11 protein-coding genes are annotated in these 21,894 nt (G+C 70.1%); 3 read left to right on the forward strand and 8 right to left on the reverse strand.

What is annotated here, in order from left to right:
- Positions 1-581 precede the first annotated feature (581 nt).
- The 3 genes from LX88_RS41330 (at position 582) to LX88_RS41340 (ending at position 5,795) form a co-directional block, all read left to right on the forward strand.
- Positions 582-3,419, forward strand: a complete 2,838-nt coding sequence (locus LX88_RS41330; protein ID WP_372511530.1) for an AfsR/SARP family transcriptional regulator — start codon at positions 582-584, stop codon at positions 3,417-3,419.
- Between the two features lie 141 nt (positions 3,420-3,560).
- Positions 3,561-4,973, forward strand: a complete 1,413-nt coding sequence (locus tag LX88_RS41335; RefSeq protein WP_258953202.1) for a class I adenylate-forming enzyme family protein — start codon at positions 3,561-3,563, stop codon at positions 4,971-4,973.
- A gap of 252 nt (positions 4,974-5,225) precedes the next feature.
- Positions 5,226-5,795: a carboxymuconolactone decarboxylase family protein gene (locus tag LX88_RS41340; protein ID WP_258953203.1), complete on the forward strand. Its 570-nt coding sequence runs from the start codon at positions 5,226-5,228 to the stop codon at positions 5,793-5,795.
- Between the two features lie 87 nt (positions 5,796-5,882).
- Here the strand turns inward: LX88_RS41340 and LX88_RS41345 are convergent, their stop codons facing one another.
- The 8 genes from LX88_RS41345 to LX88_RS41380 all read right to left on the reverse strand — a co-directional run bounded on the left by LX88_RS41345 (position 5,883) and on the right by LX88_RS41380 (position 21,868).
- Positions 5,883-6,149 (reverse strand): DUF5988 family protein, encoded by a 267-nt coding sequence (locus LX88_RS41345; protein ID WP_258953204.1) that lies wholly within the window; start codon positions 6,147-6,149, stop codon positions 5,883-5,885.
- 74 nt (positions 6,150-6,223) lie between these two features.
- Positions 6,224-6,967, reverse strand: a complete 744-nt coding sequence (locus LX88_RS41350) for a thioesterase II family protein (protein ID WP_258953205.1) — start codon at positions 6,965-6,967, stop codon at positions 6,224-6,226.
- On the reverse strand, positions 6,964-8,025 hold the full coding sequence (locus LX88_RS41355; protein WP_258953206.1) for an HAD-IIIC family phosphatase: 1,062 nt from the start codon (positions 8,023-8,025) through the stop codon (positions 6,964-6,966). The genes LX88_RS41350 and LX88_RS41355 overlap by 4 nt, the downstream gene beginning before the upstream one ends.
- Positions 8,022-9,161, reverse strand: coding sequence for an acyl-CoA dehydrogenase family protein (locus tag LX88_RS41360; RefSeq protein ID WP_258953207.1), 1,140 nt, complete (start codon positions 9,159-9,161; stop codon positions 8,022-8,024). The genes LX88_RS41355 and LX88_RS41360 overlap by 4 nt, the downstream gene beginning before the upstream one ends.
- Before the next feature lie 11 nt (positions 9,162-9,172).
- The gene (locus tag LX88_RS41365; RefSeq protein WP_090062986.1) at positions 9,173-9,424 is read right to left on the reverse strand and encodes an acyl carrier protein; all 252 of its coding nucleotides are present in this window, start codon (positions 9,422-9,424) and stop codon (positions 9,173-9,175) included.
- 45 nt (positions 9,425-9,469) lie between these two features.
- Positions 9,470-10,321: a 3-hydroxyacyl-CoA dehydrogenase family protein gene (locus LX88_RS41370; protein WP_258953208.1), complete on the reverse strand. Its 852-nt coding sequence runs from the start codon at positions 10,319-10,321 to the stop codon at positions 9,470-9,472.
- Positions 10,318-13,080, reverse strand: coding sequence for a type I polyketide synthase (locus tag LX88_RS41375; protein ID WP_258953209.1), 2,763 nt, complete (start codon positions 13,078-13,080; stop codon positions 10,318-10,320). The genes LX88_RS41370 and LX88_RS41375 overlap by 4 nt, the downstream gene beginning before the upstream one ends.
- Before the next feature lie 7 nt (positions 13,081-13,087).
- Positions 13,088-21,868, reverse strand: a complete 8,781-nt coding sequence (locus LX88_RS41380; RefSeq protein ID WP_258953210.1) for a type I polyketide synthase — start codon at positions 21,866-21,868, stop codon at positions 13,088-13,090.
- Positions 21,869-21,894: the final 26 nt, after the last annotated feature.

The raw sequence follows: 21,894 nt of genomic DNA on the forward strand, positions 1-21,894 counted from the left end.
TGCAACGACCGGAAACGTTCAGCGATTCGAACGAGCAGCTCGCGCCGTGCGATCCAGCGACGATGAGACGTTCAGACTACTCATCGGCACGCCGCACAATTACCACGAAGCCGGTCTCCGCGGTGACGAGTTTTAGATACGTGCGCACAAGTTAATATGAGGTGACATGCAGAAGATGATCATGTCCAAGTGAGATGCGCGCCGAGAGCCGGCGCATTGTGGTGGATCGCGTATTGATACACAAGAAGATCTTGACAGCTTTCGTCGCCGCGGTTAACTTCGTACAGGTCACATGCTAGATGCGAGGGTCACTCACAACAGGTTCACCCCCTGGAGGACCCTCGCGGAAATACTTGCGCGACATCGGCTGTCCTGACCAGAAGAAGGCAAAGCGACCGACGCATTGTGGATGAAGGCACGAGGGGTCGCCGACCATGAGCCTCGCCCCTGACGAGGGACTGATCTTCAAACTACTGGGAACGATCGAGGTAGTCGGGTCAAAAGAGCAGATATCGATGCCACCGCGACGTCAGAGGACCGTCCTGAGTGCATTGCTGCTCGAAGCCAATCGCGTCGTCGGCATGGACCAGTTGATCGACGCCGTGTGGGAGCACAGCCCGCCGTCGACCGCGCGAGCGCAGATCCAGATCTGCGTGTCCGCGCTCCGGCGGGAGTTCAAGAGTGCCGGTGTCGACGCCCAGATCGAGACCCGTCAACCGGGCTACCTGCTGCGGGTCGCCGCAGACAAGATCGACGTCTTCCTGTTCGAACGCCGCGTCGCCATCTCCGACCTCGCCGTGCGCCAGGGCCGCCCTGAAGAGGCTTCGACGGTTCTGCGCTCGGCATTGGCCCTGTGGCGCGGGCCGGCGCTCAGCGGGGCCGGTGCCACGTTGCAGAACAAGGCACTGCGACTCGACGAGAAACGCCTTTCGGCGCTGGAGAACTGCGTCGAAATCGAATTGTCGCTCGGCCGCCACCACGCACTCGTCGATGAATTGCAGAGCATGGTGACCGAAAACCCGCTGAGAGAGCGCCCGCGGGGGCACTTGATGCTCGCGCTCTACCGCTCCGGCCGGCAGTCCGAGGCTCTCGAGGTCTACCGGGCGGGCCGGGACCTGTTCATCGAACGTCTCGGCCTCGAACCGAGCGACCACCTGCGCAGGCTCGAGACGGCGATCCTCACCGATGACAAGGTGCTGCGACTCGACCAGGACGAACCGGCTCTGGTCGCCGCGCACAACGTCGTGTCACCGCACCAGCTCCCGGCCACGACCTCGGACTTCATCGGCCGTCAGGACGTGGTGGCGCGCGCCGAGAACGTGCTGTCCGGCGACCACATGACGATGCACGTGGTGAACATCTCCGGCAAGGCGGGCATCGGTAAGAGCGCTCTCGCCGTCCACGTGGCCCATCGCGTCGCCGCCGACACCTACCCGGACGGTCAGCTCTACTGCGACCTGCGCGGTACCCAGGCCCAACCGGCCACGCCGGCCGAAGTTCTCGGCCGCTTCCTCTCCGCCCTGGGTGCCGCGGGCTCGGCATTGCCCGACGGCGTCGACGAACGGGCGGACATGTACCGCAGCATGCTCGCGAACCGGCGCGTGCTGGTCGTTCTGGACGACGCGGGCAGCGAGTCGCAGGTGCACCAGCTACTTCCGGGCTCGCCGACGTGCGGCGTCATGGTCACGAGCAGGGCCCGCCTGACCGGTCTCGCCGGATCTCATTTGGTCGAGGTCGACTTCATGAACTCCGACGACGCGCGGGAGCTGCTGGGGCGCATCATCGGCAGACAACGCCTGGAAAGGGAACCGGCCGCCGTAGAAGCGTTGATAGAGGTCGTGGGAGGGCTCCCACTGGCGCTGCGCATCATCGGCGCGCGCCTCGCTGCTCGTCCGCACTGGTCCCTCGCCTCGATGGTCGGTCGTCTCGCTGACGAACGCCATCGCCTCGACGAACTCGCGCACGGCGACATGGTCGTGCGCGCCAGCCTGTCGCTCACCTATGACGGCCTCGAACCTGACGCGCGCCGGGTGATGCGGCTGATGTCGTTGCTCGAAACCGAAAGCCTGCCCGTCTGGACGGCCACGGCTCTCACCGACGACCCACACCACGGTTTCGACCTCGTCGAGCGCCTCGTCGACGCACAGCTGCTGGACGTGGTGGGCAACGACGTCACAGGCCTGCCGCGGTACCGCTTCCACGACCTGATCCGCCTGTACGCCAAGGAACAGCTCGCCGAGCACGAGGCCCCTGCCACGCAACTGGCGTCCGTGGAGCGGGTCGCCGGGGGCTGGCTCGCGATGGCCGAACAAGCACACCAACGCCTCTACGGCGGCGACTTCACCCTGCTACACGGCCAAGGCAGGCGCTGGCAGCCACACGCGCAGTACGTCGACCAGGTGCTGCAGGATCCGATGGGCTGGCTGGAGAGCGAGCGGGCGAACCTCTGCGCCGCTGTTCTGCAGGCCGCGGACGCCGGCCTGGACGAGCTCTGCTGGGACCTGGCGATGACGCTCGTGACGTTGTTCGAGACCCGCAGTTGCTTCGACGACTGGCAGCACACCCACGAACGCGCCTTGGACGCCGTGCGCAGGGCCGGCAACACGCGTGGCACCGCGGCCCTGCTGTGCTCGCTCGGTTCACTGCACCACAGCCAGCGGCGCATGGAGGCCTCCCGCGCCGCCCTGGAGCCCGCGCTGGAACTGTTCACCGAGCTCGACGACACCCACGGGTTGGCGTTGACGCGCCGCAACCTCGGGCTGCTGGAGTACAACGAAGGCCGCCCCGAGGTCTCGCGGCAGATCTTCGAGCAGTCGCTGGCCGGTTTCAAGCGGGTGGGCGACGTCATCGGCCAGGCCCACGTCGTGTCGCACCTGGCACAGCTGTCGCTCGACCGCGGCGAGCACGAACTGGCGTTCAGCCAGCTGGGCGACGCCCTCGGCATGTGCCGGGAGGTCTCCAGTCCGCGAGTGGAAGCCCAGGTGCTGTACCGGCTCGGCGGCGCGATGCTCGCGCAGGGGCGGTACGAGCAGGCGCAGCAGCTCCTCACGTCGGTGCTCACGATGGTGCAGCGCTCCGGCGACACCGTGGGCGAGACCTACGCGCTGCACTCACTCGGCCTGATCCACGGCCGCATGCGCATGTTCGCGGAGGCCGGGCGACTGCTGCGGCGCGCGATCCGGCTGTGCGAGGAGAACCTCGACCGGTTCGGGGCCGCGCGGATCCAGCTCGACCTCGCCCAGCTGGTGTCCGAGCGCGGGGACACGTTCTACGCGACCGCCATCGTGGAGCAGGCGATGACGACGTTCCAGGAACTGCGGCTCGCGTTGTGGGAGAGCAAGGCGCTGGCCGTGCTGCAGAAGATCACGGCGGAGAACTCGCTGTCTGCCGCGGGTGCGTCGAACGGTGGCACGGCGTAGGTCGCCGGAGGTCGCTCGATTTTCCGCAACAGCGTCCCAGGAAAGACTAATCAGTTCTGCGATTACCGCGCAGTGGGCGGGAGGTGGGGTTTCATGCAATACCCTGTTTTGCATTAGTCGTTTGGGAGGAGTTTGATCCGAATGTCGGCAAAATTGTTCGCCCCGGACGTCACCCTTACTTTCGACGAGCTCGAAGAGCGCGCTCTCTGCGCGGCAGACGTGCTGCGCGGCCGAGGACTCGGCCTGGGCGACCGCGTGTTGCTGAAGGTCGACAATTCCGTTTCCTACCTCAGCACGCTTTTGGCGCTGATGCACGTGGGCGCGTCGGTGGTGCTCGTCGATCACCAGCAGAAGGCCGATGACACCGCGCAGGCCTGCATTCGTTCATCGGTGAAGATGGTCATCGTCGACGACGACGCCCCCATTTCGGATCATCAGGAGATCGTCCACTGCTACGAGCTCGCGGTCGGTGCCTGTGGCCGTGAACCGGCCGACGCGGTGCTCGACTTCTCGGCGTGGTGCGAGCTGCCGGACAGCATCATCATGTGGTCGTCCGGCTCGACCGGCGAGCCCAAGGGAGTCGTGAAGAACGGCGCCCGGTTCCTGAAGAACCTGCGGCGGAACGCGGATCTCGTCGGGCACCGTTCCGACGACGTCCTGCTCCCGCTGTTGCCGTTCAACCACCAATACGGCATCTCGATGATCCTCATCGCCTGGCTCGTGCGGTGCTCACTGGTCATCGCCCCGTACCGCCGGCTCGACCGCGCACTGCGGCTCGCCGGGATGGTGGGCGCGACCGTGGTCGACGCGACACCGGCCACCTACAAGAGCATCCTGAACATCGTGGACAGGCGCGGTGCGTTCGCCGACACCTTCAGCGACGTCCGCATGCTGTGCAGCGGTGCCGCACCACTCGACCCGGCCCTGTCCCGGCAGGCGTTCGAGGTGTACGGCCTGCCGTTGCTGGATTCCTACGGCAGCACCGAGATGGGCAACGTCGCGTTCGCGACGCCGGACAACCCGGTCGGCACGGGACGGCCGGTCGACGGTATCTCGGTGCGGATCCGCGGAGAGGACGGCGCGGAGCTCCCCGCAGGCCAGATCGGTGAGATCGAGGTGCTCGACCCAGACCTCATGGAGGGGTACCTCGGACCGGAGGGCACGGTGGCGCCGGTAGCGCGAGGGTGGTACGCCACCAACGACTTCGGCTACCTCGACACCGACGGGAACCTGTTCGTGGCCGGCCGCAAGACGGCCGTGCACCGCAACGGGTACACGTTGCACCCCGAGATCATCGAGCACACGCTGGCCGCGCACGGCTGCGTCGCGATGATCGTGGCGTTGCCGTGTGACCGGCGTGGCTCGACGCTCGTGTTCTACGTGGAGGACGAGCAGCAGCGCGACCCGGCCCACTGGCGTGAGCTGATCAACACCGTCCTGCCGAAGTACGAACAGCCGAACCGGGTGAGCGTGCTCGAGCGGTTTCCGCTGAACCGGAACGGGAAGCCGAACCGCAAGGAGCTGGAGCAGCTCGCACTCGCGAAATCTTCGTAGCACGTGGCACTGATGTCTTCGAGCCCAGCGGCACTGGACGATGCCGCTGGGTTTCGGGCTTTGTCCGGACAGTCTCTGATCGACCTGTGCTCGTGAACCGGGCACAACCCGGGCGAATTCTCACAAGCGTGCGGTAACAGCAGTCTCGTTTCATGGGTGTTTCATCGGACCGTGAGCCGAACCGGCAACTTCCGGACCGCCTGAGTCGAAGTTGCGCGCAGTCCCCTGCCCACGGAACTCGGAGAATCCAACATGATCAGTCACCACACGCGGAACGCAGGCGACGTCGCCGAATCGGCAGAAGAACAGTTCGAGGTTCTCCGCAGTGCGGGCGGGTTCGTACCAGCGGACGTCGGCCTGATGGCGAACGCGCCGGCGCTGATCAACACGTTCTTCTCCGCCTGCGGATACTTCCGCGGCGACGGGACTTTCACCCCGGACGAGCAGCAGGTCCTGTTGCTGTCCAACGCGGTCGCGAACCGCAGCGAGTGGGCGGTCGCGTTCCACACGATGGAGGCTCTCGCGGAGGGTGTCGAGCCGGCCGCGGTGGACGCGATCCGCCGGGGCGTGCTGCCGAGGAATCGGCGTATGGCGGCGCTGTCCTCGTTCACCCAGTCACTGATCGAACTGCGCGGAAAGGTGGACGAAGCGGAGGTGGCGGCCTTCCAGGCGGCGGGATTCACCGGCGAGCAGGTGCTGGAGGTGATCACCGCGGTGGCCATCTCGGCGATGTCGAACTACGTCACCAACATCGCTCGTCCCCCGCTGGAGGACGCGGCGGTACCGCACTCGTGGAACGCCAGGGAATTGACAGGTTTCTAGACCCGTCCCGCACGGCGACCATGGACTGAGCCGCCGATGCCGCAGGCTTCACGGCCTGCGGCATCGGCGGCGACGAGGCGTTCCGCCTCACTCGGCGACGCGAGTGCGTCCGATCCAGCGGAACACCACCTCGGTGCACCCGTCGAGCGTGGCGCCGTCCCGTTCGAAGTGCTCGTGCCCGCCGTAGTGCGGGATCTTGACCTTCTTCTCCTCGCGGCGCACCCGCTGTGCTCGCGTCTCCTGCGGCAGGTCGGCGGGGCCGCCGTGGAGCACCGCGTCGACGAGGTGGCCGGAACTGCCGTCGACGACGACAGCAGTGCTGCTCACGCTGTTGGTCTGCACACCCTTGGTCATGCTGGGTCCCTTCGCTACGGGTCGTGGACTTCGCCTGCGACGTCCTCACTGCTCCGGTGACGAGGGCCGGCCGCTCAGGCGGCCATCCTCCTGCGGACGACTTCCAGGACCTCCGGCACTCGATCGTCGAGGTAGAAATGGCCACCGGGGTAGGTGAACAGCGCCGAGTCCGTGGACAGCTCCTGCCACGCGGCCAGTTCGGCGTGCTCGGCGCGGGGGTCTTCGATCCCGCCGAGCACCGTCAGCGGGATCGGCAACGGCGGTCCGGGGGCGTGCTGGTAGGTCTCGTTCACCGTCAGGTCCGCGCGCAGCAGCGGCAGGAACAGCTCCAGCAGCGAGCGCTCCTTCAGCAGGACGTCCGGGAGGCCGCCGAGCGCCCGCAGTTCCTTGACGAGGTCGTCGGTGGGCAGCGCGCGCAGTTCCCTGCGGGTGTTGGGCAGTTGCGGCGCCGGCCGGCCCGACACGAACAGGTGCCGGGGTGGCGGACCGCCCTGCCCGACGATCCGCCGGGCGACCAGGTAGGCGACGAGGGCTCCGACGCTGTGCCCGAACAGGGCGTAGTCGCCGGTGAACTCGCTGCCCAGCCCGCTGAGCACGTCGTCGGCCAGTGCTTCGGCGTCCCGGTGCGGGGTTTCCCGCCCGCGGGCCGCGCGACCGGGGAGCTGCACCGGGCAGATCGCCAGGTCGCCCTGCCCGGCGGCACGCCAGCCGGCGTACACCGCCGCACTGGCACCCGCGTGCGGGAAGCAGAACAACCGGGTCCCGGTGCCGGTGCTGCCGTAGGGCAGCCAATGCCGGGTGATGCTCGCCGTGGTCATTCGACGTTCACCTCCAGGTACGCGGGAGGCGGCTGGATCTGGTCGAGGCCGGACTCCAGCACCAGGCGGTTGTCGTCACGGGCGATCTCGCTGAAGCCCGCGAACGCGTAGGTCACGTACATCACCCGGTTCCGCCCGGTCTCGACGAAGTCCGCCCGCAACCTGGCGCCGTCCGCCTTCGCCAGCCGCATCACGTGGTTGAGCAGCACCGTGCCGACACCGCGGGCCATCACGCGGCACGACATCAGCATCATCCGGAGGTGCCACGCGGGCTGCCCGCGCTCCACGAGTGCGAGACCGATCTTGCCGTAGCTGCCGTACTTGTCGGTCAGCGACGCGACCAGCAGCAGGTGGTCGGGCGAGGTGCGCAACGCGTCGAGCTCGTCGTAGGAGTACGTCCGGCCGGTCGAGTTCAGCTGGTTGGTGCGGACGGTCAGCTCCTCCGCGCGCTGCAGGTCCTCCTGCCTGGCCCGGCTGATCGTGAAGACCATGTCCAATGTGGACAGGAACGCCTCGTTGGTGCCCTCGTAGTCGAGCTCGGCCTGGTCACGCACCACGGCAGCGCGGTAGAGGTCGCGGCGCACACGGGACTCGTCGGTGACGAACCTCGGCTGGAACTCCTCCGAGGCCAGCTCCAGAGCGATCCGCGCGGTGTCGACCGTCTTCACCGCCGGCAGCGCGTGCGAGACCTCTTCCAGCTCGAACGGCTGGTCGTCGACGAACGCGACGGCGTCCAGCCCGATGTTGAGCTCCTTGGCGATCCGCTCGACCGACTGGGACTTGGGGTTCCAGTTGATCTGCGGGTACAGGAAGTACTCGTCGAGGCCTTCCGCCTTCAACCGCGCCATGGCGGCGTCGTGGTCGTTGCGGCTGGCCACCGAATGCAGGACGCCCAGGGCGTCGAGGCGTTTGATCTCCTCCACGACCTCGGGACGCACGCGCACCGCGCCGTCCTCGAGCAGGGTGCCGTCCCACAGGGTGTTGTCCAGGTCCCACACCACACATTTGATGCGGCCGCGCTTCGGCTTGGCCGGAGCGGCGATGTCCGTCTGCGTCACTGCGCCACCTCTCGATATGCCTCGGCCGCGATCGTCAGCTCCTGCACCTGGGTGCTGCCTTCGATGACCTCGGTGACCTTGCTGTCGCGGTACAACCGCGCGACCGGGTAGTCGGGGCTGAACCCGTTGGCGCCGTGGATCTGGACGGCGTCGCCCGCGGCCTGCACGGCCGACTTGGAGGCGTGGTACTTGGCCACCCACGTGGCCATGATCGTCGCCGGGTCGCCCGCGTCGTTGAGCGCGCCCGCCCTCTCGCACAACAGCCGTCCCGCGTCGCGGGCCGTCACCATGCCGCTCATCATCTGCCGCACGTGCGGCAGGTCCCTCAGCGGAACGCCGCCGGCGGACCGGGCCGTCGTGTACGCGGCGCACGCCTCGATCGCGGCCTGGATGATGCCGACTGCACCGCACGCCACGCTGTAGCGGCCCAGGCCCAGGGCGTTGGTCATGACCGTTCCCGCGGCCCAGCCCTGCGGGCCGAGCAGTGCGGACGGCTCCAGGCGCACGCCGGTGAACTCGATCTGGGCGAGCATGCTCGCCGTGGTGCCCGACACGTGCGGCAGCGGAACGACCCGGACGCCCGGCTGATCCGCCTCGACCAGGAAGGTGGACATGCCACCGCCGGTCGACGCGAACACCATGAAGAGGTCCGCGACCTGCCCGCCGGTGATCCACTTCTTCGTGCCGTTGAGGATCCAGCCGTCCTGGTCCCGCACCGCCGTGGTGCCCTCCGCGGTGGCGTCGCTGCCACTGCGGTCGGGTTCGGTCAGGCAGAACGCGCCGAGCTTCTCACCACGGGCGAGCGCCTGCAGCCACTTCTCCTGCTGGGCCTGGTCTCCCCAGCGGTGCACCGACGCGCTGATCATCGTGTGCACGGTCAGGAGGCTGCGCAGGGAGGAACAGCCCCGGCCGACCTCCTCGTGCACGCGCCCGAGCGTGACCATGTCCATGGCCTCGCCGCCGAACTCCGAGGGCAGGAACGGTGCCCACAGACCCAGCTCGGCCACGCGCGACAGGACTTCCCGCGGGATCCGCTCCGCCCTCTCGAAGGTGTTGGCGTGCGGCGCGATCTCCAGATCGACGAACCGCCGGACCTCGGCGAGGCCGGCCGGTGCGCTCCGCGTCTCCGCTTTCATCACCGCTCCGCTCAGCCCACGGCGGCGGACGTCTGCCGCGCCACCAGGTCGGCCATCAGCGCGACGGACCGGAAGTTGCCCAGGTGGAGCTCCTCGTTCGGGATGCGGGTACCGAACGCCTTCTCGATGAACATGACCAGCTCCATCGCGAACAGGGAGTTCACGAAACCGAGCGCGAAGATGTCCTCCTCGTCGGAGAACGTCACGTCCGGGAACTTGGTCGTGATGAAGGTGCGGATCTGAGTGCGGGCGTCGTTCGACATGACTGGACCTTTCTCGACTGGAACGCTGGAACCGGGGGGGCGAGATCAGCCCATGCTCTGGTAGACGTAGAAACCCTCGCCGCTCTTGCGCCCGTGCAGACCGGCGTCGGTCATCTTCTTGAGCAGCGGGCAGGGGCGGTACTTGCTGTCGTTGAACTGCTCGTAGAGCACCTCGACGCTGTACAGGATGGTGTCGACCCCGATGAGGTCGGCCGTTTCCAGCGGTCCCATCGGGTGACCGAAGCAGCTGCGGAACACCTCGTCGACGGTCTTCGCGTCGGCGACGCCCTCGTGGACCAGGAAGGCCGCTTCGTTGACCGTCAGCATGAGCACGCGGTTGGACACGAACCCCGGCGAGTCGTTGACCGGGATGGACTTCTTGCCCATCGAGTCCAGCAGCGCGCGCACGGTGTCCTTGGTCTGCTCACTCGTGTGGTACCCGGGGATGAACTCGCACGCGGCCTTCATCGGCACCGGGTTCATGAAGTGCACGCCCATCACCTTGTCCGGGCGCGAGGTCAGGGCGGCGAGCTTGGTGATCGGGATCGCCGACGTGTTCGCCACGAACACGGTGTCCGCCTTGCAGACGACGTCGAGCTGCGCGTACAGCGCGCTCTTGAGCTCCCAGTCCTCGGTGATGTTCTCGATCACCACCTCGGTCTCGGCGAGCAGTTCGAGCGAGGTGCCGGCGGTGATCGACGCCAGCACCGCCTCGGAGTCCACCGCCGGGCCGCCGAGCATCCGGCTCAGCCGGCAGTCCAGCTCGATCTTGGCGAGCGCCTCGTCCAGCGCCTCCGGGTTGTTGTCGACCAGGACCACGCTGTGCCCTTTCTGGGCCAGGTCCTGTGCGACGCCGATGCCCATCACTCCGGCTCCGACAACTCCAACGTTCGTCATCGCTGCTCCTCGACTGCACTGCTCATGGGGGAAGAAAACGGGTCGGCCGCAGTGGGCTCGAGCCAGTGGCGGTCGCGCTGGAAGGCGTATCCGGGCAGGGTCGTCTTCCTGGCCCCGCGACCGTCTTGGTAGGACTGCCAATCGACGTCCACACCGGACAGCCAGAGCCTGCCGAGCGCGTCGGCCGTGGACTCGGTGTCCTGCCTGGGATCTGCTTCACCGGGAAGGGTGGGCACGAGGTGCGCCCAGGACTTCTGGGGGAAGTCCGGGTGTCCCCGGAACATCGACCCCATCGACTGTCCCGCACCGAGCTCGACGAACGCGGTGTCCGGCCGTTCCGCTGCCAGGTGGGCGATCATGGTGGCGAACTGCACCGGGCGGCACATGTGCTCGGCCCAGTAGCCGGGGTCCTTCAGCTGCCTCTCGGTGATCGGCAGCCCGGTGACGTTGGACAGGTACGGCGTTTCGGGGGCGCGAGGGCTGAGGTTCAGCCTGGCCCAGGCGGTGAGTTCCGCCGCCGCCGGCCGCAGGGAGCGGGAGTGGAACGCGTGGGTGGTCCGCAGCGGCCTGGCGGGCACCCCCTCGGCGGCGAGCTTCTCGGTGAGCTGGACGACGCCCTCGGCGGTACCCGAGACGACGATCATGCGCGGACCGTTGACCGCGGCGACGTCGAGGGAGAAGACCGCGAGGTCGCCCACCAGGCCGGTCAGCTCGCTCTCCGAGAGCGGCACGGCGGCCATCGCTCCGGCCGGCAGCCCCGAGATCAGCTTGGCCCTCGTGGCGACCAGGGCGGTCGCCTCCTGGAGGGTCAGGCTGCCCGCGAGAGCCGCGGCGGCGAACTCTCCGACGCTGTATCCCGCGAGAATCGAGGGCTGCACGCCCCAGGCCGTCATCAGCCTGCCCAGCGCGTAGTCGACCGCGAAGACGCCGGGCTGGACGACGACCGTGTCCGCGGGCCCGCCAGGTTCGACGTCCGGTGAGCGGCCGAGCAGGGCGGCCAGACCTCCGCCACCCGCTTTCCTCGCACCGACCAGGCGGGCGACCGGGTCGAAGCCGAGGTGCTCGCGGAACAGCTCGGCGCACTCGTCGACCGCCGCGCGGAACACCGGTTCGGAGGCGTACAGCCCACCGGCCATGCCGTCGTACTGCTCCCCTACGCCGGCCAGCAGGAACCCCGCACGCCGCGCGCTCACACCCGTTTCGGCGAGCACACGGGCCTGCGAGGTCAGCGCCTGCACGGCATCGGTGCTCGACGAGACCACGGCCATCCGCCGGTGCTCGAACGCCCCACGCCCGACCTGCAGCGTGTAGGCGGCATCCGCCAGGTTCGCCCACCGCGCGGCGTCCGCGGCCAGCTTCGCCGTCGCGGCGTCGGCCGCTTCGGCCGTGCGGGCCGACCAGACCAGCAGCTGGTGCGGACGCGCCGGCGGTCGCACGTCGTCCTCGGCCGGGGCTTCCTCGATGACGACGTGGACGTCCGCGCCGCCGTAACCGTGCGCGTTGACGCCGGCCAGCCGTGGGCGTTCGCCCCGCGGCCACTCGGTCAGCTCCGTCACCACCGCGAGCCGGTCACCGGAAGCGGCCAGCCGCGGGTTGGGTGCGGAGAAGTTCACGGCGGGCGGCACCTTCTCGTGGTGCAGCGCGAGAGCCGCCTTGATCAGGCGGGCGATCCCGCCGGCCTGGTTGATGTGGCCGAGGTTGCCGTCGGTCGAGCCGAGGGTGACCCGCTCGACGCCGTCCACGCCGAAGACCTCTTGCAACGCCATGATCTCCACGGCGTCACCGAAGGGCGTGCCCATCGCGGTCACCTCGACGTGGTCGATCTCGGCGGGGCCGACTCCCGCGACGGCCATCGCCTCGGCCATCACGGCGGTCTGTCCCGGCACGCCGGGCACGCCGAACCCCTGGCGGCCTTTCCTGCCCTCGTGCAGCGCGGCCCAGCCGCGGATGACCGCGTAGATCCGGTCCCCGTCGGCCTGCGCGTCCTCGAGCCTGCGCAACACGACCACGCCGACGCCGTCGCCGGGGATCTTGCCGTTGGCACCGGCGTCGAGAACGCGGCTGACGCCGTCCGGGGAGAACTCGCCGCCCTGGCGGTAGAGGTAACCGGGGTGCTGCGGGACGATCACCGAGACCGCTCCCGCGACGACCAGGTCCGACTCGCCGGACAGCAGGCTGCCACAGCCCGCGGTGACCGCGGCGAGCGCGGTCGAGCTGCAGCTCTGGACGCTCACCGAGGGCCCGGTGAGGTCGAGCGCGTAGGACACCCGCGACGCGAGCAGGTCCTTCTCGTTCTGCAGGACGAGGTGGTCGGGCCCGTAGGTGAGCACGGCGTCGTCGTTCTGCAGCAGGTTGGACAGCAGGTAGGTGCTCGGCGCACCGCCCGCGAACACCCCGACCAGGCCGTCGAAGCGGCCAGGGTCGACACCCGCGTCCTCGAGCGCGTGCCACGAGCACTCGAGGAACAGGCGGTGCTGCGGGTCGGCCAGCTCGGCGTCGGACCTGCTGAAGCCGAAGAAGTCCGCGTCGAAGCGGTCCACATCGGACAGCACGCCCGACGCGGCGACGAAGGCGGGATCGTCCACCAGCCGCGGCGGCACGCCGGCCGCCAGCAGCTCGACCGGGCTCATCCTCGTGATCCCGTCCCGCCCCGCGCACAGGTCGGCCCAGAACCTGCCGATGTCAGGAGCGCCGGGGAAGTTCCCGGCCATGCCCACGATCGCGATGTCGTGGCTGTTGTCGCGTTCCTGCGTGGTCATCTGTTCCTCACCTTCGGGTTCCGGTCTGGCGCCGGCGCAGGTTTCCGGCGCGCGCCCGGCGGCGTTCACCGCGGGCGGAGGCGTCCTCGGCCACGTCGGCGAGGTCCGGCCCCGCCGCCGCCTCCGGCCGTGCGAGCAGGGTCGCGAACTCGGCGATGGTCGGCTTCTCGAACAACATCGCCGGCGCCAGCTCGACGCCGAGCTCCTTGCCGATGCGGCCGATCACCACCAGGCCGATCAGCGAGGTGCCGCCGAGGTCGAAGAACCGGTCGTCGACGCCCACCTGCTCCAGCCCCAGGCAGGCCTGCCAGATCTCGGCCACCTGCTGCTGGGCCGGTGTGCTCGGGGCAACGTAGGGAGTGCGCAGCTCCGGACGTGGATAGCGCTTGCCGTCGGTCAGGTCGACCGCCGCGCCGCCCACCAGGGCGTCGAAGGAGTCGAGCTGGGCCAGGGCGGCCAGGGCGTCGGAGAGCTCCAGCGACAGCACGGCCACCTGCGTCTCTCCGGAGGCCACGATGCGGGACAGCAGTTCCGTCCCCTCCTCGGTCGGGATGCCGAACTCCTCGCGGAACCGCTTGGAGCCCTCCTGCATCTCGGCCGAGCCGGCGAGGCCCGCCGACGTCCAGGGGTCGAGCTGCCACGGTCCCCACGCCACCGAGACGACGCGCTTGGCGACCCCGCCCGTGTTGGCCTCCACGACCGCGAAGGAGTCGAGGAACGCGTTCGCCGCCGCGTAGTCGGTCGCGCCGACGCCAACGGTCAGGCTGGCGACCGACGAGTAGAGCACCAGCAGTTCCACCGGGTCGTCTCGCAGCGCGTCGGCCAGGGCGAGCGTGCCCGCCACCTTCGGGGCGAGCACCGCGGCCGCCTGCTCCTCGGTCTTAGTCTGCAGCAGGCCGCCACCCGCGACGCCGGCCGCGTGCACGACGCCGTGCAGCTCACCGAAGTGCGCCCGGACCTCCCGCACCAGCGAGACGACCTGTGCGGGATCGCTGACGTCGGCCTGGGCGACGAACACCTCGGCGCCCAGGGCACGCAGTTCCGCGACGGCCATGAGCACGCCGCTGATCTTGTCGTTGACGCCCTTCTCCGCGATCCAGGAGTCCCAGGTCTCCTCCGGCGGCAGACCCTTCCGGCCGGCCAGCGCGAGCCTGGTGCCGAGCGGGGCCAGCCGCCGCGCCAGTGCCAGGCCGAGCTCGCCCAGACCGCCGGTGATGAGGTAGACGCCACCGGGACGCCAGGCATCGCTGTCGGCGACCTCCGGTAGCCCGACCACCTCGAAGTCGCGCACCCAGCGACGGCCGTGCCGCCACGCGACCACACCGACACCGTCCACGGTGTCCGAAGTGGACGCTGCCAGGCCGTCGAGTTCGCGCAGCGCCTGGCGGGCGTGGTCGCCGTCCGTTCCGAAGTCGGCGTACTGCGACCGGACCAGGGGGTACTCCGCGGCGATGGCGCTCGTGATGCCCGCGATGGTCGCGGCGTGCGGGTCCTTCGCGTCGCCGTCGAGGACCTCGAACCCGTTCGCGGCGAGGCTGACCAGCTCGACCCTCCTGCCGGCACATTCCGTGCCGATGGCCTTGCCGAGCCGCATCAGGCTGTAGAAGCCGCTCTCCTGGCCGGTGTCGGTGAGACCGTAGGCGTGCACGATCCGCACCGGCTCCCCGGCGGTGCCCGCCAGCAGAGCGCGATAGTCCTCCTGGTCCTGCGGCCGGGTGTGCGCGTGGACCACGTCGTGCCCGGCTTCCCTTGCCAGCGCGGCGAACCTGTCGGCGAACGCGCCCGGTTCGGCGAGGAGCACCAGCGGTCCCGCGGTGGCGGGCAGTGGGCGGCTGTTGTCGCGCCGCCAGGTGGGCACGTGGGCCTTCAAGCCGTCGTACGACGGCATCCCGGCGTTGGCCGTGAGCGCGGGCGCCGCCGAAGCGGTGGTGCCTTTCGCCGGGAACTCCGGCCAGTAGCGGGTGCGCTGGAAGCGGTACGCGGGCAGCGGGACGAACACGCGTTCCGCACCTGCACCACTCGCCCAGTCGACGGGCACGCCGTGTTCCCACAGCGCACCGAGCGCGGCGAGCCACGACCGGCGCCCCTGCTCCAGCGGCAGGCTGACCGTCCGCGTGAGCGATCCGCTCGCGGCTGCGGCCGGACCGACCTCGACGAGCACTTCGGCGTGCCGGCCCAGAACCTCCATGCCGTCCGCGATCCGATCGGACTCGCCGGCCCAGTAGGCGGTGTCCGTCACCTCGGCCGTGGTCAGCGCGGCGCCGGTGCGCGGTGACACGACGGTGATCGTGGGCTCCGCGGCCGTACCGGGAACCGTTCCCTCCAGAGCCAGCGCCAGACCGTCGGCCAGCGACAGCATCCCGCCGACGACCGCGGCGACACGCTCCCCCACCCCGGCACCCAGCACAACGGCGGGAACCAGATTCCACGAGCCGAGCAACCGGACCAGGCCGTACTCGACCGCGAACACAGCGGCCCGCTCGTCGGCATCGGCCTCGCCGTACAGCGCGCCCAGCAGGTCCACCCGCCCGCCCAGCAGGCCGGCGCACTCGTCGATCGCGGCGCTGAACGCCGGTTCGGTGCGGTACAGCTCCTCCGTGGCGCCACGCCAGGAACCAAGGGCCGCAGGGAGGAACAGTCCGAAGCGGCGCTTGTCCTCGACCACCGAACCGGTCACGCCCGCCCGCAGGGACGCGATGGCGTCCGCGGTGTCGCGCACCGGCAGCGCGGCTCGCACCGGCAGCGCGCTGCGTCCGGACTGCGTGGTGTGCGCGACGTCGGCCAGTTCCAGCTCCGGGTGAGCTTCCAGGTGATCGGCCAGCGCCACGGCGTTCGCGCGCAGGCTGGACTCGTTGTGCCCGGACACCGTGAGCAGCTGCCACGGCGGTCCCGATCGCGGCACCGGGCCCTGCGGCGCCCGCTCCAGTACGAAGTGGACGTTCGAGCCCGACCAGCCGAACGAGCTGACGCCCGCTCGCAGCACGCCGCCGGCGTCCGCGGGGAAGGACCTCGCGGTCTGCACGGGCCGGACGGGGCCGTCCAGGGTGACGACCGAGTTGGGAGTGGTCATGTGCAGGTTGGCCGGGATCTCGCCGTGTTCCAGCGCCAGCACGGTCTTGACCAGACCGGCCATCCCGGCGGCGGCCAGGGTGTGGCCGACGTTGGACTTGACCGCGCCCACGTACAGCGGTTCCGGCGCGGAGCGCTCGCCGAAGACCTCCTGCAGGGCGGTGAACTCGATGGCGTCGCCGAGCTGCGTGCCGGAGCCGTGCGCCTCGACGTAGCCGATGTCGTCTGTCCGCACGCCCGCGTCGGCGTGAGCGGCACGGATGACCGCGATCTGCGCGGCCCGGTTGGGCGCGGTGAGACCGTTGCTGCGGCCGTCCTGGTTGGTCGCCGTGCCGCGGATCAGCGCACGGGTGCGCTGACCCGGCGCGACGTCCTGGGTGCGGCGCAGGACGACCACGCCGCCGCCCTCGCCGATCACGTAGCCGTCGGCGGACTCGTCGAAGGTCTTGGTGCGGCCGTCGGCGGCGAGCATGCTCATCTTGCAGGACTGGACGAACACCTCCGGGTTGATCATCGTGGAGGAGGCGCCGACGATCGCGATGTCGCACTCGCCGCGGCGCAGGCTCTGCACGGCCAGGTGCATGGCGCTGAGCGCGGAGGAGCATGCGGTGTCCACGGTCAAGCAGGGACCGCGCAGGTCGAGCTGGTGCGCGATCCGGCCGGCCGCCGCGGACAGCGAGCTGCCCAGGCCGAAGTACGGGTCGTCCGAGGCCTCGGCACCGTCGGCCTCCAGCTGGCGCATGCTGTACTGGATGGTGTCGATCAGCCCGGCGAACACGCCGGTGCGGCTGCCGCGCAACTCCTCCGCGGTCAGCGAGGAGTCCTCCAACGCCTCCCAGACGAGCTCCATGAGCAGCCGGAAGCTCGGATCGGTGCGGCGTGCCTCCTGCGGCGAGAGCCCGAAGAACGCGGCGTCCCAGCCCGCGATGTCGGTGACGAACGCGCCGTGCTGGGTGTAGGCCTTGCCCGGCGCGGTGCGGTCGGGGTCGAGGTAGTCGGCGGCGTTCCACCGGTTCTCCGGAGCCAGGCTGACCAGGTCCTTGCCCTGCATGAGGTTCTGCCAGTAGTCGTCGACCGTGTCGCTGCCGCCGGCGAAGCGGCAGGACATGCCGACCACGGCGATCTCCTGGCCCTGCCCGGTGTTCGGGCGCACGGCGGCCTTCGTCGTCGAGGGCTGCTCCTGCGGGCCGAGCTCGGAGAGCAGGTGTGTGACGAGGGCGGCCGGGCTCGGGTGGTCGAAGACGATGGTGGGCGGCAGCGCGAGCCCGGTCTCGGCGTTGAGCCGGCCGCGCAGCTCGACCGCGGTGAGCGAGTCGACGCCCAGCTTGGTGAACAGCTGCTGGGCGCTGACCTCGTCCTCATGGCCCAGCACGGCGGAGGTGTGGGTGAGCACGAGCTGGTGCAGCACGCGCTCGCGCTCGGCCTGGGGCATGCCGGCGAGCCTCGTCCGCCACGCCGTGGTGACCTCGACGCCCTCCTCCGCACGCCGCGCGTCGGCCTCGGCGATCGCCACGACCTCGGGCAGGTCGGCGAGCAGAGGGCTCGGTCGCAGCGCGGCGAAGGGTGGTGCGAACTTCGGCCACTCGAACGCCGCCACGGTCAGCGCGGTCTCCTCGCGGCCGAGCGCGCGCCGCAACGCGGTGACGCCCAGTTCCGGTGCCATGGCGGGCACGCCGAGGTCGCTGAGCAACTGGTCGGCCTGTCCGCTGACGCCCATGCCGACCTGGCCCCAGCGACCCCAGGCGACGGAGGTGGCGGGCAGGCCGCGGAACCGGCGCTGCTGGGCGACGGCTTCCAGGTAGGCGTTCGCGGCGCCGTACACGCTCTGCGCGGGGTTGCCGACGGACGCGGCGATCGAGGAGAACAACACGAAGGCGTCCAGGTCGAGCCCGTCGGTGAGCTCTTCGAGGTTCCGGGTGCCGGAGACCTTGGCGCGCAACGCGTCCGTGTAGGACGTGCGGCCGATCGTCTCGATCTGCCCGATCTCGAGGACTCCCGCGAGGTGGAACACAGCACGCAGGTCGTCGCGGAACCCACCGACGACGTTCTCGAGCGCGTCGCGGTCGGCGACGTCGCAGGCGACGATGGAGACCTTGGCGCCCAGGTCTTCCCGCAGGGACTCCGCGCCAGGCGCGTTCCCACCGGTCCGGGAGACCAGCACCACGTGGTCCGCGCCCGCTTCGACCAGCCAGCGGGCGACCACTCCACCGAGGCCGCCGGTGCCGCCGGTCACCAGGACGGTGCCCCGCGGCTTCCACGAGCGCGCCGGCTCGGCGTTGTCGGCGTGCGCCAGGCGACGGCCGAACGCGCCCGCCGTGCGAATTGCGACCTGGTCCTCGCCGCGCGGTCCCGTGACCACGGCACCGAGAAGTGCGCTGACACGGTCGGACGGCTCAGCCGGAACGTCGACCAGTCCACCCCACAACCGCGGGTGTTCCAGCGCGGCAGCCCTGCCGAATCCCCAGAGCTGCGCCTGGACCGCGGAGGCAGGCGCCTCGTGCGGGCCGGTCGCCACGGCCTGCCGGGTCAACGTCCACAAAGGAGTTTTGAGTTCACGGGATGCCAGTTCCTGCACCAGCGACAGGGTCGCTTCAGCACCGAAGGACAGGCCGTCGCTCTCGTGCTCGTCGAGCGCGACCAGAGAGAGCACACCGTCGAACTCCTGGACACCGTCCAATGCGACGGCCACGGAGGCCCGGTCGGGTGCGTCGAGCACCACGCGTTCGACCTCGGCTCCTCGCAGTGCCGACGCGGCGGCATCGGTCCAGTCGCCGGACCGCGACGAGAACACCAGCAGCCACCGTCCGGACGCCACCGCCGGTTCCGGCGTGAACGGCTTCCACCGCACGTGATGTCCCAGAGCGTCCACTTCGGACTCGTTCGCACGGGAGGTGCGCCAGCGCGCCAGTGCCGGGAGGACGTCGCCGAGTGCGACCTGCGTGTCCGGCAGATCCAGCTCGGCGGCCAGCTCCTCGACGTCACCGCTCGCCACGACGGACCAGAAACGGGCGTCGTCGCCACCGGTGCCGGCCGTGCCGTCCCCGGCGTCCTCCAGCCAGTAGCGCCGGCGTTGGAACGGGTACGTCGGCAGGGAGACGGTGCGAGCACCGGTGCCGCCGAGGTAGGCGGCCCAGTCGACGACGAAGCCGTTGACGTGCAACGCGGCGAGCGCGCGGACGAGCGTCTCGATCGAATCGCGGTCCTTGCGCTGCGCGGCGGCGAAGACCGCGCTGTCGGCCAGGGCGGAACGGCCCATCGCGGTCAGCGGAGCGTCCGGTCCCAGCTCCAGGAACGTGGTCGCACCGCGCTTGCGCAAGGTCTCGAGGGCGTCGGCGAACCGAACCGCCTCGCGGGCGTGCTCGACCCAGTACGCCGGGTCGGTCAGCCGCTCGGCGAGCTCACCGGTCAGCGTGGAGACCACCGGGATGGTGGGCTCGCCGTAGGTGACGTCACGGGCGATCTCCGCGAACTCCGCCAGCACGGGGTCCATCAGGCTGGAGTGGAAGGCGTGCGAGACCTTCAGCCGCGTCGTGCGGCGGTCGGCGAACCGCTCCGCCACGGCGAGAGTGGCCTTCTCGGCTCCGGACAGGACCACCGCGCGGGGGCCGTTGACCGCGGCCAGGCACACGTCGTCGCTGAGGTGGGGGCGGACCTCGTCCTCGGTCGCCTCGACCGCGACCATCGCTCCACCGGCCGGCAACGCCTGCATCAGGCGGCCTCGGGCCAGCACCAGCCGTGCCGCGTCGGCAAGGGAGAACACACCCGCGACGTGGGCGGCGGCGAACTCTCCGATCGAGTGCCCCGCGAGGAGGTCGGGGACCACACCCCACGAGGTGACCAGGCGGAACAGCGCCACCTCGAAGGCGAACAGGGCGGGCTGGGCGAACTCGGTGCGGTTCAGCAACTCGGCGTCATCGCCGAACACCACCTCGCGCACGCCCGGCAGGTACTCGCAGACCTCGTCGAACGCGGTGGCGAAGACCGGGAAGGCGCCGTGCAGCTCGCGGCCCATGCCGATCCGCTGCGAACCCTGGCCGCTGAACAACACGGCCAGTTTTCCGGAGGTGGCGAACCCGGCGATGGCCCCGGCGTCGCCGTCAGCCACGGCGCGCAGTCCGGCGGCCAGTTCCTCGGGGCCGGCACCCACGACGACGGCACGGTGGTCCATCGCCGCGCGGGTGGTGGCCAGCGACAGCGCGATGTCCACGGGCTCGTCCGGGACTTCGTCCACACTGGACAGCAGCGCCGCGGCCTGGGCGCGCACCGCGGCGGGAGACGCGCCCGAAAGGACGTAGGGCACCACGGCCGGTGCCTGGACCTCACGAGCCTGCAGCGGCTCTTCGGGTGCCTGCTCCAGGATGACGTGGGCATTGGTGCCGCTGATGCCGAACGAGGACACCCCCGCGCGGCGAGGCCTGTCCACCTGCGGCCACGGCCGCCGTTCGGAGAGCAGCGAGATCGTTCCGGCCGACCAGTCGATGTGCCCGGACGGCCGGTCGACGTGCAGGCTCGCCGGGAGGACGCCGTGCCGCATCGCCTCGACCATCTTGATGACCCCGGCGACGCCCGCGGCGCACTGCGTGTGCCCGATGTTGGACTTGACCGACCCGATCCACAGCGGCTCGGTGCGGTCCTGGCCGTAGGTGGCCAGCAGGGCCTGTGCCTCGATGGGGTCACCGAGCTTCGTGCCGGTGCCGTGCGCCTCGACCGCGTCCACGTCCGCCGGTGACAGCCTCGCGGCGGCCAGCGCCTGGCGGATCACCCGCTGCTGTGACGGGCCGTTCGGGGCGGTCAGGCCGTGGGACGCGCCGTCGGAGTTGACCGCGCTGCCGCGGATCACGGCCAGCACCGGGTGGCCGTTGCGCCGGGCGTCGGACAACCGCTCCAGCACCAGCACGCCGGCGCCTTCGGCCCAGTTCGTGCCGTCGGCGCCGTCGGCGAACGGCTTGCACCGGCCGTTGGCGGCCAGCCCGCGCTGGCGGGAGAAGTCGACGAACGGGCCGGGGCTGGCCATGACCGTCACCCCGCCCGCGAGGGCCAGGGTGGACTCCCCCGTCCGCAGCGAGTGGGCGGCCAGGTGCAGCGCCACCAGTGAGGACGAGCAGGCCGTGTCGATCGACACCGACGGCCCCTGCAGGCCCAGCACGTAGGAGATCCGGCCGGACACCACGCTGCCCAGGGTCCCGGTGGCGAGGTACCCCTCGTACTCCCCCGGCACCTCGGTGAGCCGGGTGGCGTACTCGGTGTTCGTGACACCGGCGAACACGCCGGTCGCGCTGCCCTTGAGCGAGGCCGGGTCGATGCCGGCGCTCTCGACGGCCTCCCACGCGGTCTCCAGCAGCAGCCGCTGCTGCGGGTCGGTCGCCTCGGCCTCGCGCGGCGAGATGCCGAACAGCTCGGCGTCGAACTCGTCGGCGTCGTGCAGGAAGCCGCTCTCGCGGACGTAGGTCGTGCCCTGCCGCTCCGGGTCCGGGTCGTAGAGCCCGTCCAGGTCCCAGCCGCGGTTGGTGGGGAACGGCGAGACGGCGTCGCCCTCGGAGCTGACGAGGTCCCACAGCTGCCGCGGCGAACGGACTTCACCGGGATAGCGGCAGCTCATCGCGATGATCGCGATCGGCTCGGTCTGGCGTTCCTCGGACTCCCGCAGCTGCCGACGGCTCTCCCGCAGGTCAGCCGCCATTCGCTTGAGGTAGTCGACGTACTGCTCTTCGGTGGGCATCGGTGATGGCTCCTATGACGGCCGGG

This window comes from Lentzea californiensis, from assembly GCF_024648825.1.
Classification (GTDB): domain Bacteria; phylum Actinomycetota; class Actinomycetes; order Mycobacteriales; family Pseudonocardiaceae; genus Lentzea; species Lentzea californiensis.

What these genes read in the sequence shown, in the direction of transcription:
- LX88_RS41330 (WP_372511530.1), top strand. Translation starts at nt 582, where the DNA reads ATGGACCAGTTGATCGACGCCGTGTGGGAGCACAGCCCGCCGTCGACC.
- LX88_RS41335 (WP_258953202.1), top strand. Translation starts at nt 3,561, where the DNA reads ATGTCGGCAAAATTGTTCGCCCCGGACGTCACCCTTACTTTCGACGAG.
- LX88_RS41340 (WP_258953203.1), top strand. Translation starts at nt 5,226, where the DNA reads ATGATCAGTCACCACACGCGGAACGCAGGCGACGTCGCCGAATCGGCA.
- LX88_RS41345 (WP_258953204.1), bottom strand. Translation starts at nt 6,149, where the DNA reads ATGACCAAGGGTGTGCAGACCAACAGCGTGAGCAGCACTGCTGTCGTC.
- LX88_RS41350 (WP_258953205.1), bottom strand. Translation starts at nt 6,967, where the DNA reads ATGACCACGGCGAGCATCACCCGGCATTGGCTGCCCTACGGCAGCACC.
- LX88_RS41360 (WP_258953207.1), bottom strand. Translation starts at nt 9,161, where the DNA reads ATGAAAGCGGAGACGCGGAGCGCACCGGCCGGCCTCGCCGAGGTCCGG.
- LX88_RS41365 (WP_090062986.1), bottom strand. Translation starts at nt 9,424, where the DNA reads ATGTCGAACGACGCCCGCACTCAGATCCGCACCTTCATCACGACCAAG.
- LX88_RS41370 (WP_258953208.1), bottom strand. Translation starts at nt 10,321, where the DNA reads ATGACGAACGTTGGAGTTGTCGGAGCCGGAGTGATGGGCATCGGCGTC.
- LX88_RS41375 (WP_258953209.1), bottom strand. Translation starts at nt 13,080, where the DNA reads ATGACCACGCAGGAACGCGACAACAGCCACGACATCGCGATCGTGGGC.
- LX88_RS41380 (WP_258953210.1), bottom strand. Translation starts at nt 21,868, where the DNA reads ATGCCCACCGAAGAGCAGTACGTCGACTACCTCAAGCGAATGGCGGCT.